Origin of the sequence: Mycobacterium sp. (assembly GCF_019247635.1) — a bacterium.
GTDB lineage: Bacteria > Actinomycetota > Actinomycetes > Mycobacteriales > Mycobacteriaceae > Mycobacterium.
The window spans coordinates 35,752-53,953 of record NZ_JAFBAR010000045.1; the positions used below are offsets into that span (position 1 = coordinate 35,752).

Here is an 18,202-nt window from a genome sequence, read left to right on the forward strand (position 1 = left end):
AGCACCGACCTCGAATGTTGATCAGCTAGAGACGTTCTCGCCGTCTCAGTGTGATGCACTGGCCGTGCCGCGGACGGAGGGCATCCTCCTGGACGACCAACCGGTCCGTTAGTGAACCTGGACCACCGTGCTGGGCAGGGCGCCGGGCGACTGCGGAGTGGTAGTTGCCGGTGTCTGCGGTCCAAAGCCGGGTACCTGCGTGAACCCGGGCACCGGCGTCGCGCTGGCCAAGAGCTTGGACGCCACGAAGGCCGCGGCCTGTGTGGTGTACACGGGTACATAACCCTCGGTGTGCCCGGCCCATTCGTTGCCCGGGCCGGCGTGGCAGACGGGGTCGCTGGGGTTGCACAGGTCGATGGCCTTGGAACCGAGCAGCGCGCTCTGAGTCGGCAGCGACCCGCCGGCGCGATCGGCAACGTCACCGAAGGTGGCGACCGCCGCAACATCGTTGACGTATTCGGCCGGCAGCGAACTGCCCCAGCTGATGCCGCCGATGGGAACTCCAGCGACGATGTCGATCACGTCGGCGCCCTGCGAGTAGCCGCCCAACACGATCTTGGTGTTGGGGCAGTTGGATACCGTTTGTTTGATGTGGTTGATCGCGTCATTGGCGCCGTCGCCGCTGTGCAGCTGAAGCTTGCTGGCGGCGTAGTTCACCCCGTAGGTCCCGATGTTCATGCCGCCGGTCTGCTGGCGCAGCGAGTCAACGAAGGCATCGCCGACACGTCCGAGGCCAGGGGACTCGTTGGTGCCACGGGCGAAGACGACTTCGGCGTCCGGGCAATCGGTGGCTGAGGCGGTGGGGACGGTGGCGCGAAACGCACTCGGCGCGACCACGAGGACCGCTGCAGCTAGCGGGGCAATGCCCACGGCGGCAACGCCCAATCCGGACCCTCGACCCATGTGGTGTTTTCTCACGCGGCAATTTTACCCGTGCTCCGAGGGCGGGAAACGCCTGCAGGCTGTGTATGGGCTGTGCAGAACCGTCGGCTCACGGCCTGATGTGCGGCCTAGGGTAGGACGAATTTGAGGAGATTTGTGCCTTACCAACCGAGCGCATGGCTGCAGATCAGCGGCTACCGATTCCTGCTGCGCCGCATCGAGGGCGCGTTGCTGCGCGGAGAGGTCGAAGCGGTCGGTCCGCCGCCGCGTACCCCGAACGTGGCGCTGGCAATCGGATGCGTGCTGACGCTGATCGCCGTCGCGGCGTGCGCGTTCTTTGCTTTGCTGCGGCCGCAGGCACGCCTCGATCGTGCACAGATTGTGATGGGCCAGGAATCCGGAGCGCTATATGTGCGCGTGGGCGATACGTGGCATCCGGTCCTGAATTTGGCGTCAGCACGGCTGATCGCGGCGACCGACGCCCGCCCGCAGCCCGTGCGCGAACCGGAATTGGCCCGCACCAAACGCGGTGCACTGCTGGGCATTCCGGGCGCTCCCGCGGTTATCGCACAGCCGCTCAGTGGCGACGAATCGGTGTGGACGATCTGCGACGCGGACGACGGCTCCGCGACCACGGTCCTGATTGGCCCGGGGGCGGGGCCCGGCGTCCATCGGTTGGATCCCGCGCGGGCGCTCCTGGTCACGCCCACCTTGGGTGTGCCGACCTACCTGCTCTACAACGGACGACGGGCCATCGTCGACGTGGCCGATCCTGCGGTTCTGCGCGCGCTCAGGCTGGAAGCCCCGGCCCCGCACACCGTTTCACAGTCTTTGCTGAACGCCATCCCCGAGGCACCGCCGATCAGGGCTCCGCGGATCCGTGGTGCGGGGCGTCCGGGTCGGGGTGCGTTGACGGGCTTTTCGGTGGGCAGCGTGCTGCGGATCGCCCGCGGCGACGGTGACGAGTATTACGTTGTGCTGGAAGCCGGGGTCCAGCGAATCGGCCAGGTGGCCGCAGATTTGCTGCGTTTCAGCAACGCACAGGGCGCTACCAACGTCGTCGCGGTGGCGCCGGATGTGATCCGCGCCACAGCCGCCGTGAACGATCTGCCGGTCTCCACGTTTCCCGACCGGGCGCCCACCCCGCTGGACAGCGGTCCCACCACGGTGTGCGCGTCCTGGTCCGCCGGCCAGCCGGATGTTGCATTACTGGCCGGCAGCGGTCTGCCTCTGCCGGCCGGGCAGGCGCCGGTGGCCCTGTCGCAGGCCGACGGCCGCGGCCCCGCGCTGGACGCGGCCTACCTGCCGCCGGGGCGCAGCGCCTATGTGCGCGCACAGGCTTTGGCGCAGGACGCGGCCGGAGACGCTACGCGATTCCTGGTCACCGACACTGGGGTCCGGTTCGCGGTCCATGACGAAGACGCCGCGCGCGCCCTTGGGCTGGGAACGCCGACGCCGGCGTTGTGGCCGGTCTTGGCGACCCTGCCGTGCGGCCCGGAACTGAGTCGCCAGAACGCGTCAGTCGCCCGGGACACCGTCGTGGTTGGCGCGCCCTGACCGGAGCAGCCGGGGCGCTGCCCCGGCGATCAGGGCCGCCAGGCAGACCGCCGCGCCGCCGAAGGCGATGTTGCGAGCGTGGTGATCCGGCGATCTTTGCGGCGCGGGCTTGGGCGGGGAAACATCCTTGGGCTTCGTTAAACCGGCCTGTGGGGCTTGCGGGACGGCTCCGGTGCTGACCGCCGCCAGGGCGTCGATGGTGCCGTTGCCGACGAAAGGGTCCCGTCCCGCCCGCGGGTGGTGTGCGGTGGCTTCGATGCGCTGCATCACCTGCCGCGCGGTCAAGTCCGGGAATCGGGACCGGATCAGCGCCGCCAGTCCGCTGACGACCGGTGCCGCGTAACTGGTGCCGGACAGCGGCGCCGAGTCCAGCGACACGACCCCCTCGCCGACGGCCGCGACGTCGACCCACGGTCCGGCGAGGCTGAAGGGCGAGGGTTTGCCTTCGGTGTTGATCGAACCGACGGTCAGCACGTAGTCGTCGTACCAGGCGGGACTGACCGCAACCGTGATGGTCTCCCAGGTTGGGTCGGGCCGCTGCGGTGGACAGGATGCGGCGCCGCCGGTATTGCCGGCCGGGGCCACCACGACCGCGTTCTTCACATCGACGGCGTATGCCAGCGCGGCCCCCAACGCGCGGTCGTCGAGCGCCGAGGCAGCCGGAACGCAGGCGACCGACGATATGTTGATCACCGACGCGCCGAGATCGGCGGCGGTCCGCACCGCTTTTGCCATGGTGTCGACGTCGCCGACACCGGTGGTGGACCGGTCATTGAGCGGGCCGAACTTGGCGCTGGACTGGCGAACGCTGATCAGTGCCGCGTCGGGCGCCACACCGGTGACGCCGTCCGCCTTGGAATCCGGTGCAGCAGCGATGATTCCAGCCACCAAGGTACCGTGCGCGTCGCAGTCCTGGGTGCCGTCGCCGGTGAATACATAGTCACCCCCCGCGATCACGTCGGGCAGACGTGGGTGCCGCGAGACCCCGGTGTCGATGACCGCGATCCGTTGAGCGGCACCGCGGGTCAACTGCCAGGCCTGCGGCAAGCCGGGGTCGACGGGTGCAACGGGTGTGCCGGCCGGACGGGTGCCGACCGCCAGCGGTGTGCACACCTCACGCTGCACGGTGGGCTGCGCTGGCGCGGGTAACGCCGGTTTCGGCAACCACTTCTCGTCGATCGGCGGTGGCGAAACCGCCTGTGCCCATGGCGTTCCACATTGCGAAAGCACGGTCAGCGCCGCCACCAGGAGTAGGCGCGCGACATGCGCGAGGCTGGTCTTCATTTCAGATTCAGGCCGCGGACGGCGGTGAAGACCCCGCATATCCAACAGGTCAGGGGCAGCATTGCGGTCAGGATCACACACTCCAGGGCGTCGACGCCGCGGCGCGCGACGGGTGCAAGCGACACGCGGGGTGCGGCGAAGCCCAGATAGGCCGCGGTGCCGGTCAGCGCCGCCGCCGCAGCGGCTATCGACGGTCCGGGCCAGAGTTCCCGGATCACCGCTATCGCGAATGTCATTTCAAGAGTGGTTATCCCGGTGATGGTTAGCACCAGCTTTGCTCTCCTTTCGTGCGAACGCGCCCGCAGCAGTAGCAGTACACCGGTGCCGGCGGCCACGGCGGCCCCCCCGAATCCCGTTGTCAGCGCGGTGATCACGGCACCGCAAGCAGCTGACGAGGAGAACGCTCCGACCAGGCTGACCAACCAGTCGTCGGCGCGGCTCGCCCTGGCGGCCACACGATCCGCGCTGGAAAGCTCCGCCGTCGGTGACGGCCGCGGTGACAATCCCGCCAACGCGATCGACATTCTCGCAGCCGCGCCGAGCAGGCTCAGGGATGCCAGCGCCGTGGCCGCGGCGAGGAGGTGCGGCGGAGCACCGCTGAGTTCACCGGTGAGCGCGGCCATAGCGATGAGGACACCGAAGCAGGAGATCGAGGTCGATGTGACTACGCCGCAACCCGTTACACGCATGGCAAGCATCGAGCTGGCTGCCGCCGTCATCCCGCCCAGCAACACGCCGGGGCCGCCCGCCGCGCCCGGTACCGCCTGCAGGGCGGCCACCGTGGCGAACACGGTGGCGACCACACTCAACGTCAGTCCCGCACACGGGTCGCGATGCACTCGGTGGGCAACGACGCCGAACAGCAACGCAACAGTAGCGACTGCCGCGGTGACGCACACCGTTACCCCGTCATACCGGTTGGCCGTGGCGCTGAACGTGTTCCGGATCAGCAGCATGGCACCGACGGCGGCGAGTGCGATTGCGCCCACCCCACCGATGAGGCGGGTGGCCGGTGGATTGCCCGGCCGGGCAGTCGCGGCGAGACACTGCGCCACGCCGACGGCCACATCGTCGTATCGTGGGGCGGGCGGTGTGCTTTCGGACTGTGTCAGGAGCAGGACCGCGCCGTCGTGGATCCCGGCCTGTGCCAACGTTATACGCGCCGACAGCGAGGCCATGCCGGGACGGGACAGGTGGTACCGGGTGGCGGCGGCACCGGGCGGAGCGTTGCCACCGCCATCCAGGACGTCGACGATCGACGGGACCAACGCGGCGACCGGTACCTCGGCGGGCAGTGCCAAGTCGACGGCGGTGGTACCGGCATGGACGCTCACGCGACGCAGTCCCGGATCGGATGCAAGTGACACGGACCGGCACACTAGTCGGTTGGCGGCGTCCTCCGCTCGCCGCCGTCCACAGGTGACTTGCGCCGAATTCCGGTGCTGCTTAATGTCGTCCGACCATGGGATGGGTGGCCCGGCCGCCGGCGGTGGGGAGCGCGGACTTGGAGGTTGCCGCGCCGGCGGAGTTGCCGGGCGCGGCGTCGCAGGGTGTGCTGGCGCGGGTGCTCTTCCTCGGCCTATCGGTTGCGGCGCTGGGCGTCGTGGCGGCAACCTTCTCGGGCCCGGGCCGGACTCCCACATCCTTCGCGCTTCCGTTGATGATGTTGGTGCCGCTGGTGGTATCGGTGGTGACCGGACGTGGCCGGCGCCGGGAAACCGAGATCGACGGCCATCGCGCCGACTACCTCGGCTACCTCGACCGGCTACGGTGCTGCGTGACTGAAACCGCTGCGGCGCAGCGCTCCGCGCTGAACTTGCGGCATCCCGATCCCGACACGTTGTGGACCCTGGTCGGTGGTCCGCGGATGTGGGAGCGCGAACCGGGCGCCCCGGACTTCTGCGTTGTCCGCGTCGGGGTTGGGACGCGTCCACTTGCCACCCGAATGGTGGCACCGCCGCTCCGCACCGAGGCGCGGTGGGATCCGCTCACCGTCACGGCGCTACGCCGGTTCTTACGCGCGCACTCGACGGTGGCGGGGGTGCCCATCACGATTTGTCTGCGCCCGGGTACCACGGTGACGGTCGAGGGCGACGTGACCGACGCGCGCGCCCTGCTGAACGCGATGATCTGCCAGTTGGCGGTGTTGCACGCCCCAGATCAGTTGCTGATCGTCGGTGTGATCGCCGAACCGAATCGCGCGCACTGGGATTGGCTGAAATGGTTGCCGCACAATCAACATCCGAGCGACCGCGACGCAGTGGGCGCCGCCCGGATGGTGTATCCCAATGTGGCGGCGGCGCAATCCGCGCTGACCGCATTGGCGGCGAGGGTGGTGCTCTTGGTCGACGACGATGCGCGTGTGGCCCCTGCGATCCCCGGTGCGATCGTCCTCGAGGTGGGCGGTGGAGAAGCTGGCATGCCCGTCACGATCGGGCATATCGACGAGGCCGACACGTGGGTACACCCCGATCGATTGGAGCCGGTGGAGGCGGTGGTGTGTGCCCGCCGGCTGGCCGCACACCGGGCCGGCGACGGCGCCGCGGCCCGTGGCCGTTCCGGGTGGCTGGATCTGATCGACATCGACGACGCCGGCACGTTCGATCCAACCACGCTGTGGCACAGTCGAATCCACCGCAACCGACTTTGCGCTCCCCTCGGCACCACGTCCGACGGTGCGGCGGTTGAGCTGGACATCAGGGAGCCGGCCGAAGGCGGCATGGGCCCACACGGCCTGTGCGTCGGGGCCACCGGATCGGGGAAGTCGGAGCTACTGCGCACGATCGCACTGGGCATGCTCGCGCTCAACCCGCCGAACGTGCTCAACCTGCTGCTGATCGACTTCAAAGGTGGTGCAACATTTCTCGATTTCGCACGGGCACCGCATGTGGCGGCGGTGATTACCAACCTGGCCGACGAGGCGCCCCTGGTAGCCCGGATGCGGGAGGCGCTGGCCGGTGAGATCAACCGTCGGCAACGGCTGCTGCGTGCGGCGGGCAACATGGTCAGCGTCGTCGCCTACGAGGACGCCCGCCGGTCCGGCGCACCCCTGACCGCGTTGCCAACCCTTTTCATCATCGTCGACGAGTTTTCCGAATTGCTGAGCCAACATCCCGATTTCGCCGAGATGTTCGTGATGATCGGCCGGGTCGGCCGATCCCTGGGTATGCACCTGCTATTGGCCAGTCAGCGGCTTGACGAGGGCCGGTTGCGCGGGCTGGAGGCTCACCTCTCCTACCGGATTTGCCTGAAGATGTTGTCTCCCAGCGAATCACGAACCGCGCTGGGAACGGTTGACGCCTATGAATTGCCCAACACGCCCGGTGTCGGCATCCTGCGGGGCGGAAGCGGGGAACTGATCGAATTTCAGACCGCATACGTTTCGGGACCCCTGCCTCCGACAGGTGTCACTGCCGCGCCGTCTGAGGTGTCCGTTCGGGTTTTCTCCACACACGTCACCGGATCGATCATCTCGGCCGCCGCCGACGAGAGCACGGCAGCCGACCACACCCTGTTGCGGGCGGTCCTGGACCGGTTGTCCGGGCAGCGGCCGTTGGCGCACCGAGTCTGGCTGCCACCGCTCGAGTTGGCGCCAACGCTGGGCGCCGTGTTGCGTGAAGCCGGGTCCGCGCGGACCCACTTGGCGGTGCCCATCGGCGTCGTCGACCGCCCGCTCGAGCAATGCCGGACGCCGTTGATGCTCGACTTGTCCGGGGCCGCAGGCAATGTCGCGATCGTCGGTGGGCCCAGGTCGGGCAAGTCGACCGCATTGTGCACCCTGATCATGGCCCTGGCTGCGACGCACGACGCGAGTTGCGTGCAGTTCTACTGCCTGGATTTCGGTGGCGGATCGCTGGCCTCAGTCGCCGCGTTGCCCCATGTGGGGACCGCCGCCGACAGGACCGAGCCGCGCCTCGCCGTGCGCATGATCGCTGAACTGGAGTCGGTCCTGCGGTCCCGCGAGACCGCGGGCGCCGACCCGGTGCCCCACATATTTCTTGTGGTCGACGGCTGGGCACGGTTACGTCACGAGTTCGAAGCACTCGAAGAGTCGGTCACCGCCCTCGCCGCGCAAGGGCTTTCGTTTGGCGTGCACGTGGCGTTGTCGGCGTCCCGCTGGTCCGATATCCGGCCGGCGCTCAAGGATCAGATCGGTACCCGGATCGAGCTGCGACTAGGCGACCCGGCCGAGTCGGAACTGGATCGCAGGCAAGCGCGGGAGGTACCGCACGATCGGCCGGGCCGCGGCCTGTCCCGCGAAGGCCTGCACATGATTATCGCCCAGCCCCGGTTAGAGGGGATCGAGCTGCGGCGCGGTGATGTGGTGGCGCCGCCGATCCCGCTGCTGCCGCACCGCGTGGACCACCAGACCCTGGTGCGGGTAGCGGGTGAACGACTCGGTGCGCATGTTCTGCTCGGACTTGACGAGCGCCAATTGAAGCCTGTCGCACTCGATTTCGACCGAGATCCGCATTGGATGATCGTCGGTGACAACGAATGCGGAAAGACCGCCACGCTGCGGGCCTTGTGCCGTGAGGTGGTGCGGACGGCCGCCACAGCGGCCCAGCTGGTGCTCATCGATTATCGGCGGACACTGCTCGGCGTCGTCGAATCCGAACACCTGCGCGGCTACGCGATGTCGCCGGCCGCGCTGAACGCCCTGCTGCCCGACCTCCTCGACGTGCTGCGGCGGCGGATGCCACCTGCGGACGCGACCCAGGCCCAGCTGCGCGACCGGTCCTGGTGGTCGGGGCCGGACATCTATGTGGTGGTCGACGACTACGACCTGGTGGCCACCGCGGCCGGCAACCCGTTGGCCCCGCTTCTCGAATACCTGCCATATGCAAGGGACCTCGGTCTGCACCTGATCGTGGCGCGGCGCAGCGGCGGGCTGGCACGTGCCCTGTTCGAACCCGTGCTTGCCGCCTTGCGAGACCTCGGTTGCATGGCGCTGATGATGAGTGCCCGACCGGAGGAGGGTGCGACGTTCGGGTCGGTGCGGCCGAGGCTGTTACCACCGGGCCGGGGCGTCCTGGTCACTCGTGACGATGAGGGACAACTCGTTCAGGTGGCGTGGAGCCCACCACCGCCGTGAACCCCCACTGCGCGATCATCGCCGCCGGACCGGGCGACATCCGTCGATTATGTTGCGGTACAGGTGTATTCGGTGTCGACGAGGGCGCCGCGGTGGCACTCGAGGCGGTCGATGATCAGGTGACGTTGCTGGATGGCCGGCCGATCGGTGTCGACTCGCTGTGGCGCACCGCGCTGGGGTCACTCAGATGTGCTGACTGCGAAGGCATCGTCGTCGTGCATCCCTCGTGGTGGCCGCGGTCGCGCGTCGGGGTGGTCAGCGCGGCCGCACGCGCCGTGGTCGATGACCCCAATGATGTTGTGGCGCAGCCGCGGTCGTGGCTGCTGGCTCGTGCCGCGCCGGAGCCGGGGGTATTCGTGGAGATCTCTGAGCGGATGGTGGTCGTCTCGGACGGCCCGGGCGGCAGGGTCGTCGGCATACCCCGGGGCCCCGAGCCGGAGCCCGTTATCGAGGAGGTCGCGGGCATCATCGCGGCGATGACCGGCGACGTGCTGATCGACGGGCCGGGCGCGGTGGTCGGCGCGCAGGCGCTAGCGGTCTGCATTGCCGCCGCCGTGCGGCGCAGCGGTGCTTGTCGTGCGGCGTTGCCTATTGATGATGCTGGCCTGGTGCGGCTGGCCCGGGCGGCACCGCGGAGCCCGGCTGGGCGATCATCGATGACCAATGACCGGCGTGGACGATCTCGCACCCGCGACGTTCTGAGGTTCGCCACCATCGGAGTCGCCTTTGCTTGCGCCGTGCCGGCGTTTGTCGCGCCGCGCTTGGTCGCACCGGGCCATCAGCACGTCGCGACACTGCAGGACACGCCGGGCGCGTTCCTGGTGGAAGGCCGAGTAGCGCTGACGGTCCCGGCAAATTGGTCCACGCAGCGACTAGTTGCCGGCCCCGGTTCGGCGCGAGTGCAGGTCACGTCCCCCGCAGATCCCGAGGTGGCGTTGCACATCACACAATCGCCGGTACCCGGTGAGACGCTGACCGGCACAGCGGACCGGTTGAAGCGGGCGATCGACGGCGAACCTGCGGGCGTGTTCGTCGACTTCAACCCGTCGGGGACCACGGCGGGCCGGCCAGCGGTGACTTATCGGGAAGTGCGCGCCGTCCATCAGGTGCGGTGGACGGTGCTGGTCGATGGCTCGGTCCGGATCAGCCTCGGATGCCAAAGCAGGCCGGGCGACGAGGAGGCTGTCCGCGCTGCATGCGAACAGGCCGTGCGATCCGCTCACGCGGTGGGCTGAATCTGCGTGGATTCGCATGGAACCAAACGAGGCCCGCGGCGGTCGGATCAAGTATCAGCAGTCAACCGGAAGGGAGAACGGGTGAGCACGCCGTCAGGTGCCAACACGTTGAGCACCGACTTCGACTTGATGCGCTCGGTTGCCAATACGACGGACACGCGCAACGAAGAAATCCGGGTGATGTTGCAGGCATTCATCGGCCGCATGAGCGGCGTGCCGCCGACGGTATGGGGTGGGCTTGCGGCCGCGCGGTTCAAAGTCGTGGTGGATCGCTGGAACGCCGAGTCGACGAGGCTGTACCACGTCCTGCACACGATCTCCGAGACGATCCGGCACAACGAGGCGGTTTTGCAGGAGGCCGGCCAGACGCACGCTCACCACATCGCCGCGGCCGGCGGACACCTGTGAGCCCGAGGAGGTGACCATGGACCCGGTGTTGGCGTACAACTTCGACGAGATCGAGTACTCGGTTCGTCAGGACATCCACAACACGTCAGCGCGCTTCAACGCCGCCTTGGAGGAATTGAGATCGCAAATCGCGCCGTTACAGCAGCTCTGGACCCGCGAAGCCGCGGCGGCCTACCAGGTCGAGCAGTTCAAGTGGCACCAGGCCGCCACCGCGCTCAACGAGATCCTGATCGACCTGGGAAACGCGGTACGCGACGGTGCCGACGACATGGCCAACACGGACCGCCGCGCGGCGGGCGTCTGGGCGAGGTAGCTGCCGTAGTGAACAGACTCTGTGTGGTCCCAGCGGAAGGAGAGCCGTTGGGACCACACAGCAATTTTGACCTGCGCGGATAGCGATCGGTAAGCTGCTCGGTTGGCGTACGGGTACGCCGGGGCCTCGGGTCAATGTCGGTCGCCGAGATCAACCCCGCCGTTGACGCCTGACCGGCACCCGGCTCACGCCGGGATCCACCCGAGAGAAAGAAAAGAAGGTAAGCGCTGTGCCTACATACGCGCCCAAGGCGGGTGACACCACGAGATCGTGGTACGTCATCGACGCCACGGACGTGGTGCTTGGCCGCCTTGCCGTCGCGGCGGCCAACCTGCTGCGCGGCAAGCACAAGCCGACGTTCGCCCCCAATGTCGATGGTGGTGACTTCGTCATCGTCATCAACGCCGACAAGGTCGCCATCAGTGGCGACAAACTGCAGCACAAGATGGCTTACCGCCACTCGGGATATCCCGGCGGCCTGCACAAACGCACGATCGGCGAGCTGATGGAAAAGCACCCCGACCGCGTCGTCGAAAAGGCGATCGTCGGGATGTTGCCCAAGAACAAGCTCAGCCGCCAAATCCAGCGCAAACTGCGCGTCTACGCCGGCCCGCAGCATCCCCACACCGCTCAGCAGCCGGTTCCGTTCGAGATCAAGCAGGTGGCACAGTGACCGAAACCAGTGAAGTCGTGGAGGTCACGACGGAGGTGACGGAGGCCCCGACGGCCGCACCAAGCGAATCCTTCGTGTTCGATCGCCCCATCCAGACCGTCGGTCGCCGCAAGGAGGCCGTTGTGCGGGTGCGGATGGTTCCCGGCACCGGCAAGTTCGACCTCAATGGCCGCAGCTTGGAGGACTACTTCCCGAACAAGGTGCACCAGCAGCTCATCAAGGCCCCGCTCGTCACCGTCGATCGAACCGAAAGCTTCGACATCTTCGCCCTTCTGCATGGTGGCGGCCCGTCGGGCCAGGCCGGCGCGCTCCGCCTGGGCATCGCGAGGGCGTTGATCCTGGCGCAACCTGAGGACCGTCCCGCGTTGAAGAAGGCCGGCTTCCTCACCCGCGATCCGCGGGCCACCGAGCGCAAGAAGTACGGCCTGAAGAAGGCCCGGAAGGCGCCGCAGTACAGCAAGCGCTGATCAAACGATCACTTTCTGGCCGCGACCGTGCAATTTGTGTGCAGTCTGCGGCGTGTCTGCGCACAAACACGCGCGGTTGCGGTCAGAAAAGAAAGTGCACGTTAGCGCGCGTTAGGTCTAAGAGAGCCAACTGTGAGAGGTTTGTCCGCATGGGTCGACTATTCGGCACCGACGGCGTCCGCGGAGTCGCCAATCGCGAGTTGACCGCCGAGCTGGCGCTGGCGCTGGGCGCGGCGGCGGCGCGGCTCCTGGCGAGTTCGGGCGAGCCGGGCCGGCGGGTCGCCGTGATCGGTCGCGATCCGCGGGCCAGTGGCGAGATGCTCGAGGCCGCCGTCATAGCCGGCCTCACCAGCCAGGGTGTCGACGCGCTGCGGGTCGGCGTGCTGCCCACCCCGGCCGTGGCATATCTGACGGGCGCCTACGACGCGGACATCGGGGTGATGATCTCGGCCTCGCACAACCCGATGCCCGACAACGGCATCAAGATCTTCGGTCCGGGCGGCCACAAGTTGGACGACGACACCGAGGACCAGATCGAGAACCTGGTCGCCGACGGACCAGGGTTGCGCCCGGTCGGCGCGGATATCGGCCGAGTCATCGACGCCGAGGACGCCGTGGACCGCTACCTGCGCCATGTCGGCAAGGCCAGCACCATCCGGTTGGACGGACTGACCGTGGTCGTCGACTGCGCCCACGGCGCGGCCTCGGCGGCGGCACCACGCGCCTACCGCGCCGCGGGCGCCCGCGTCATCGCCATCAACGCCGACCCGGACGGGCTCAACATCAACGACGGCTGCGGATCGACACACCTCGATTCCCTGCGGTCGGCGGTGATCGCCCACCGCGCCGACCTCGGACTGGCCCATGACGGGGACGCCGACCGGTGCCTGGCCATCGACGCCGACGGCCAACTCGTCGACGGCGACGCCATCATGGTCGTGCTCGCACTGGCGATGAAGGAGGCCGGCGAACTGGCCTCCGACACGCTGGTCGCCACGGTGATGAGCAATCTCGGGCTGCACCTGGCCATGCGCGCGGCCGGCGTCACCGTGCGCACCACAGGTGTCGGCGACCGCTACGTCTTGGAGGAGTTGCGCGGCGGCGACTACAGCCTCGGCGGCGAGCAGTCCGGCCACATCGTGATGCCCGCGCTGGGCTCCACCGGCGACGGCATCGTCACCGGGCTGAGACTGATGACACGCATGGTGCAGACCGGTTCGTCGCTCGCCGACCTCGCGTCGGTCATGCAGACGCTGCCGCAGGTGTTGATCAACGTCGAGGTTGCGGACAAAGCCACCGCCGCCGCCGCTCCCGAGGTGCAGACCGCGGTCGACAAGGCCGAGGCGGAGCTCGGGGACACCGGGCGAATTCTGTTGCGGCCCTCCGGAACTGAGCCGATGATCCGAGTGATGGTGGAAGCCGCCGACGAAGACGTTGCGCGCCGGCTGGCCACGAACGTCGCGGATGCGGTGAGCGCCAAGCGCTGACTGAAGTTGGAACCCCCGCGCCGCTCCCGGCGTCGGATTAGGCATGAGATTCCAAAGTCGTCCAAGCTTTTCGGTTACCAGCGTCGACGTGCCGGCGATATATGCGGTCGCCGACCGGTTCGGCGTCGCCGCCCACTTGATCAATGACGCGGTGGCCGACCACCTGGCCGGGCTGACCTTCAGCGGGGCCCTGGCCGGCCGGGCGCACACCGCGCGCGGCGACGCGTTGCGCGCCGCATTGGACCGGCTGGCGGCGCAGGTGTCCCAATGGTCACGCGCGGCCGACGAGATTGCCGTGGCCCTGCGGGCCGGTGCCGATCATTACGCCGACACCGAGCGGCGTGGCGTGGCGCGGATAGCCTGATCGTGGCCGACAGGTTGGACGTCGCCGGGCGGCTCGCGGAGGGGTGGCCCGCCGTCGAGCGCACGCAAAAATATGTGCGAGCTTGCCAGGCCCTCGGTTACCAACACCCGGATCTGACGTCCCAGCCGGCCCAGGTCCGCGACTGGTACGACAGCGAAGGCAGCCTGGATCTGCGCGCACTCGACAAGGACTGCTCGGAACTGCGGGCCGCGGTTGCCGCGCTCACCGAGGCGCTGCGCACGGAGCGCGACCAGATCACCCAATTGGTGTCGGCGTGGGTGGGCCCGGGCGGTGAGTCCGCGGTTGACTTCCTGCAACGCCACTGCGACTCCGGAAGCGCGGTGGCCGCCGAAGTTCGTGCGGCCGCCCAGCGCTGTGAGTCGCTGCGCGACAACCTGTGGCACCTGGTGGACGTCAAGGTCGCGACGGTCATCGACATCGACGATCGAGCGCTCGCGCACCGGCCGACGTGGTTGGCCGCAGCCGACACCGTGACGACCGGCGTGGGCGACCGACCCACGGCCGACGAGCTAGTTCGCCAGCAGATAAAACCCTACGTGGACAACGACATTCGTGAAGAATGGGTGGCAGTTATGCGTTCGACGCGGGCCGGCGTCGCAGCTTGCTACGACATGGTCAACGACAAGCTGGCTGCCGCGTCGCCAACTTATTTCGACATTCCCGATGTGCTGGGATCGGGTCGCGAGTCGCTGCGTCCAGTCCCCGCCGTCCCGCCGGCGGCGACAGAAGCGATCACGCCGGCGGCCGCCGCGTTCCTGACCCCTTCGCGGGATCCGGCACCGGCGGCGAGCGCGATCGGGCAAAGTCCGACGGCCCAGACGCCCCCGGGGACGGCAAGCGCGCCAGCTGATCTTTCGGCATCGCCGATGGGCGCGACCGGTCCTGGCGGCTTGGGCGATCTCGGCGGCGCCGGCGGCGCGGGCGGCCTCTCCGGGCTCGCCGGCCGGATCGTCGATGCCATGGGAGGCCTGTTGGGTTCGGCGGCCGACCAGCTCAGCGGTCTCCCGGGACTCGACGACTCATCGCCCGGCGACGATCTTTTTGACGACCCCTTTGACGAAGACGAAGAGGACGGCGGCGACGACGACCACGACGACGGCCATGGCGAAGTCGAAGACGACACGCGTGCTGCCCGGGCCGAGCAGGCCAAGGACGCCGACGAGCCGGGCGACCTAGCCGACGGCGTCGACGCGGCGGCACCGGCTGTTCCGGCCGAGGCGGCACCACCGGAGAACGGTGGGCAGTCTCCTGACCCGCCACCACCGGCAGCCGGCCCGCCGCACGACACGCCCCCGGTCAGCGCGCCACCGGCCAACCCACCGCCCGGCGGATCAACCCCCTGCGAGATCGCCGCGGACGCGCTGCCCCAGGCGGGCCAGTGAAATCAGGAAGCCCGCAGCGCCAGCAGCTCCTTGACATAGCGCAGCGCCTCTTTCGGGTCGTCGGCCACCGGTCTCACCAGAAGCGTCGTCACGCCGGCTTCGGCGAAGACCCTCAGCCGTTCGGCGACGAATCCGCGCGGGCCGATCAGCGAGATCCCGCGCGCCAATTCGTCGGGCACCGCGTCGATGGCCTCGCGCTTGCGACCGGCCAGGTAGAGGTCCTGGATCCGGTCCGCGTCCTCGCCGAACCCGTACCGGGTGGCCAGTTTGTGGTAGAAGTTGCGGCCCTTGGCGCCCATCCCCCCGATGTAGAGGGCCAGCGTCGGCTTGGTCCAGGCCAGACGGTCATCGACGTTGTCGCCGATCGCCAGAGACGTGCCCACCATGACGTCCAACGGGCCCAGTGCGGGATCCCGTCTGGCGGTCCCCGCCGCCAACGCGTCACCCCAGACCGACCCGGCCCGGTCCGGATAGTAGAAGGCCGGCTGCCAACCTTCGGCGATCTCGGCCGTAAGTTCGACGTTTTTGGGTCCCAGCGCCGCGATGGATATCGGAATATGTTCTCGCACAGGGTGATTGATCAGTTGAAGCGCTTTGCCCAAGCCGGTGCCGCGGTCCGCGGGCAAGGGAACCTGGTAATGCTTTCCGTCGTGGCGGACCCGCTCCCGCCTCCACACCTGACGGCAGATCTCCACCACCTCGCGGGTACGGCCGATCGGAGCGTCGAACGGGACGCCGTGAAAGCCTTCGATCACCTGCGGTCCGGACGTACCGATCCCGAGGTTGAAACGGCCGTCGGACACGAAGTCCAGTCCCGCAGCCGTCATCGCCAGCAGCGACGGCGTGCGGGTATAGATAGGGAACACACCCGAAGCCAATTGCACGGTCGTTGTCTTGGCGGCCAGATAGCCGAGTTGACTGACGCCGTCAAACGCATACGCCTCGGCCACCACGGCCACCTCGATGCCGGCCTTTTCCAGTTCGACAATGCGGTCGACGCCGTCGTGAAAACCGCCGGAGTAATCCAGCGCGATCCCGATTCGCATCCACGACATCTATCACGACGATCGCCGAGCGTCGCAGACACATCGAGCGGGGAGGACTGCGGCTCACGGGGGACATCCCAGCGCGACCCTCGACGGGGAACGCGACGCTGGACGCTCGGTGGACTATTTCAGCAGCGCGACGATCTTGTCTTCCGGGGTGACGGCCAGCGCATCGGGATCCAGCGAATCCGTCTGGGGCAGCTCAACATCCGGGTCGGCGAAGTCGCGATAATCCTTGTCACCGGTCAGTGTGTAGAGCAGATATCCGGTCAGCAGCGCCCGAACCGAACGCTGCGTCTTGCGGTGCGGTCCCACCAGGCCGACGACCTTCGTCAGTCGTCGACCCTCGACCAGGCCTCCGGGTTCGGCTTTGCTGACGGTGCGCAACCCGGCGGCCTCCCAAACCCGGGAAAGCTGCAGGGCATCCGAATTCAGCGCCTTCGGATCCCCGGGTGCGCTGAGGATCAAACCCGGCACCTTCAACGAAGCCGCCGGCAGCTCGGCCGGAGGATTGGTCACCGCCGGAAAGATCGCCGAGACCGCTGCGAGCTTGCCGGGCATGCCGGCCGCTGCAAAGACGGCTGCCGAACCACCGAAACCGTGCCCTACCACGCCCAGCTTGGCCGGGTGCACGCTGATCTTTCCGGGCCCCAGCCGCACTCCGGCCACGATGTCCAGCGCGGTACCGAGGTCAAAGGCCAGGTTGAGTACCGAGGGCGCCAGCCCCCGTTGCGTGTCCGGAGCTCCGGCCACGATGCCCCACGACGCCAGATGTTCAAGCAGGCCCGAATAGCGGCCGACGCTGGTCAGCCAGTCATGCCCAAACGCGACACCGGGAAGCGACAGGCCCGCCTGCGGGGTGTAGACCACCCCGGGCATGCCGGCGAAGGCCAGGTCACCACGCAGAACGCGATGCGGGCCACGGCGACTGAGAGCGGCGAAAAGCTTGCGGGTGCGGGCCACGCTTCGACGTTAGCTGTGACCCGGGGGATTGGTCCACTGAGTGCGCGTGGCCCAGCCGGGATCAGAACGGCTTGGAGGTGAAACCCCAGCGCAACAGCGCAGCCTCGCGGCGAGCCAGACCGGTCAGCTGCGGGGGCGGTTTGTCGCTCGGGGTGCCGGGCCTGCCGCGCGCCCCGAACGTCCAGTGCGCCTGCAGGTAAGGCAGCGGTGTCGAATGACCGAACCGCATCCCGTGCAGTCCGGCGGCAGACAACTCTCGAGAAAGCTCGTCGCTGGTGAACGCCGCCGCTTCGCTCGCGATGGCATCCTGACGCAGCACCGCCGGCGACGCCGGGTCGACGCACACCAACATTTCGGGGCAGGTCGAGGGGTTGCGCAGGCGCTGGAAGTCGGAAATCCACACCGCGGCCCCGCTGCTGCGTTGCACGGCAGCCAGCTGGGCTAGCGCGGCGCGCAGGACGTCGAAATCGGGTAGCTGATGCAGAGTCCACATGCAGGAGATCGCGTCCCAGGACGCCGTCGAAAGCTGTTCTGGCAGCGCCGTGATGTCGGCCTGGACTAGATCGACGCGCCCGTTCAGGCCCTCGGCCTCGAAGAGCTGGCGCGCCGTGGACAACATGTTGGGGGCCAGGTCGACCGCGGTGGCGTGAATATCGGTCCGTCGACGCAGCGCGGCGCTGAGCGCACGGCCCGACCCGACCCCCAGGTCCAGCAGCCGCCCGCCCCGCGGCAGCAGCGCGTCGAGGGCGCGGGCACACAGGTCGTACACGCCCTGCATCCCGGGGTTCGACGCGCCGCCGACGTGGAACTGGGCGACCGACTCAGGATCGTTCATCACCATGGGTTCGGGAATCCGGCCACGACCCTCCGGATGAAGCCGCTCCCGCAATACGATTCCCGGCACCCGCCAGAGCGGCCGAATCCCCATCAGACCGACCCTCTCGCACGTCGCCGCGCCCGTGCCGGGAGCGGACGACGCGGTGCCAACGGCACGGCGGCGGCGCCTTGCGCGACGGTGTCGGTCA

16 protein-coding genes are annotated in these 18,202 nt (G+C 68.3%); 10 read left to right on the plus strand and 6 right to left on the minus strand.

Annotated features, from left to right (window positions below; genetic code table 11):
• Positions 1–108: 108 nt before the first annotated feature.
• A complete protein-coding gene (locus JO236_RS06750) occupies positions 109–903 on the minus strand; it encodes a cutinase family protein (RefSeq protein WP_416362173.1) in 795 nt (264 codons plus the stop codon).
• 135 nt (positions 904–1,038) lie between these two features.
• On the opposite strand from JO236_RS06750, the gene eccB reads away from it, so the two are divergent.
• Positions 1,039–2,439 carry a type VII secretion protein EccB gene (gene eccB / locus JO236_RS06755; protein ID WP_293326450.1) on the plus strand — a complete coding sequence of 467 codons (1,401 nt, stop codon included), beginning with the start codon at positions 1,039–1,041 and terminating at the stop codon, positions 2,437–2,439.
• Here the strand turns inward: eccB and mycP are convergent.
• Both mycP and eccD read right to left on the minus strand, forming a co-directional pair.
• The gene (gene mycP / locus JO236_RS06760; protein ID WP_293326453.1) at positions 2,401–3,723 is read right to left on the minus strand and encodes a type VII secretion-associated serine protease mycosin; all 1,323 of its coding nucleotides are present in this window, start codon (positions 3,721–3,723) and stop codon (positions 2,401–2,403) included. The two genes, eccB and mycP, sit on opposite strands and share 39 nt — an antisense overlap.
• The gene (gene eccD, locus JO236_RS06765; protein ID WP_293326455.1) at positions 3,720–5,090 is read right to left on the minus strand and encodes a type VII secretion integral membrane protein EccD; all 1,371 of its coding nucleotides are present in this window, start codon (positions 5,088–5,090) and stop codon (positions 3,720–3,722) included. The genes mycP and eccD overlap by 4 nt, the downstream gene beginning before the upstream one ends.
• 104 nt (positions 5,091–5,194) lie before the next feature.
• Between eccD and eccCa the strand changes: the two genes are divergently transcribed.
• The 9 genes from eccCa (at position 5,195) to JO236_RS06810 (ending at position 15,168) form a co-directional block, all read left to right on the plus strand.
• Positions 5,195–8,818 carry a type VII secretion protein EccCa gene (gene eccCa / locus JO236_RS06770; RefSeq protein ID WP_293326483.1) on the plus strand — a complete coding sequence of 1,208 codons (3,624 nt, stop codon included), beginning with the start codon at positions 5,195–5,197 and terminating at the stop codon, positions 8,816–8,818.
• Complete coding sequence (locus tag JO236_RS06775) at positions 8,815–10,053, plus strand: type VII secretion-associated protein (RefSeq protein ID WP_293326485.1); 1,239 nt, start codon at positions 8,815–8,817, stop codon at positions 10,051–10,053. The genes eccCa and JO236_RS06775 overlap by 4 nt, the downstream gene beginning before the upstream one ends.
• A gap of 81 nt (positions 10,054–10,134) precedes the next feature.
• On the plus strand, positions 10,135–10,461 hold the full coding sequence (locus JO236_RS06780; RefSeq protein ID WP_293326458.1) for a WXG100 family type VII secretion target: 327 nt from the start codon (positions 10,135–10,137) through the stop codon (positions 10,459–10,461).
• A gap of 10 nt (positions 10,462–10,471) precedes the next feature.
• Positions 10,472–10,774 carry a WXG100 family type VII secretion target gene (locus JO236_RS06785; protein ID WP_293326461.1) on the plus strand — a complete coding sequence of 101 codons (303 nt, stop codon included), beginning with the start codon at positions 10,472–10,474 and terminating at the stop codon, positions 10,772–10,774.
• A 229-nt stretch (positions 10,775–11,003) separates the two neighbouring features.
• Positions 11,004–11,447 (plus strand): 50S ribosomal protein L13, encoded by a 444-nt coding sequence (gene rplM / locus JO236_RS06790; RefSeq protein WP_293326463.1) that lies wholly within the window; start codon positions 11,004–11,006, stop codon positions 11,445–11,447.
• A gap of 17 nt (positions 11,448–11,464) precedes the next feature.
• Entirely contained in the window at positions 11,465–11,914 is a 450-nt protein-coding gene (rpsI, locus tag JO236_RS06795; RefSeq protein ID WP_293326487.1) for a 30S ribosomal protein S9, read from the plus strand.
• 149 nt (positions 11,915–12,063) lie between these two features.
• Positions 12,064–13,401, plus strand: coding sequence for a phosphoglucosamine mutase (gene glmM, locus JO236_RS06800; RefSeq protein ID WP_293326466.1), 1,338 nt, complete (start codon positions 12,064–12,066; stop codon positions 13,399–13,401).
• A 43-nt stretch (positions 13,402–13,444) separates the two neighbouring features.
• The gene (locus JO236_RS06805; RefSeq protein WP_293326468.1) at positions 13,445–13,765 is read left to right on the plus strand and encodes a type VII secretion target; all 321 of its coding nucleotides are present in this window, start codon (positions 13,445–13,447) and stop codon (positions 13,763–13,765) included.
• Positions 13,766–13,767: 2 nt separating this feature from the next.
• Positions 13,768–15,168 (plus strand): hypothetical protein, encoded by a 1,401-nt coding sequence (locus JO236_RS06810; protein WP_293326471.1) that lies wholly within the window; start codon positions 13,768–13,770, stop codon positions 15,166–15,168.
• 2 nt (positions 15,169–15,170) lie between these two features.
• Here the strand turns inward: JO236_RS06810 and JO236_RS06815 are convergent, their stop codons facing one another.
• From JO236_RS06815 to JO236_RS06825, 3 genes are all read right to left on the minus strand, one after another.
• On the minus strand, positions 15,171–16,214 hold the full coding sequence (locus JO236_RS06815) for an LLM class F420-dependent oxidoreductase (protein WP_293326490.1): 1,044 nt from the start codon (positions 16,212–16,214) through the stop codon (positions 15,171–15,173).
• Between the two features lie 123 nt (positions 16,215–16,337).
• Positions 16,338–17,177 (minus strand): dienelactone hydrolase family protein, encoded by an 840-nt coding sequence (locus JO236_RS06820; RefSeq protein WP_293326474.1) that lies wholly within the window; start codon positions 17,175–17,177, stop codon positions 16,338–16,340.
• Positions 17,178–17,238: 61 nt separating this feature from the next.
• Positions 17,239–18,202, minus strand: a 964-nt coding sequence (locus tag JO236_RS06825; protein ID WP_293326476.1) for a class I SAM-dependent methyltransferase, incomplete at its 5' end; no start/stop codon positions are given.

Bases quoted from the DNA above. Each gene is read 5' to 3' on its own strand.
- JO236_RS06750 (WP_416362173.1), bottom strand. From the start codon at position 903: ATGGGTCGAGGGTCCGGATTGGGCGTTGCCGCCGTGGGCATTGCCCCG.
- mycP (WP_293326453.1), bottom strand. From the start codon at position 3,723: ATGAAGACCAGCCTCGCGCATGTCGCGCGCCTACTCCTGGTGGCGGCG.
- glmM (WP_293326466.1), top strand. From the start codon at position 12,064: ATGGGTCGACTATTCGGCACCGACGGCGTCCGCGGAGTCGCCAATCGC.
- JO236_RS06805 (WP_293326468.1), top strand. From the start codon at position 13,445: ATGAGATTCCAAAGTCGTCCAAGCTTTTCGGTTACCAGCGTCGACGTG.
- JO236_RS06815 (WP_293326490.1), bottom strand. From the start codon at position 16,214: ATGCGAATCGGGATCGCGCTGGATTACTCCGGCGGTTTTCACGACGGC.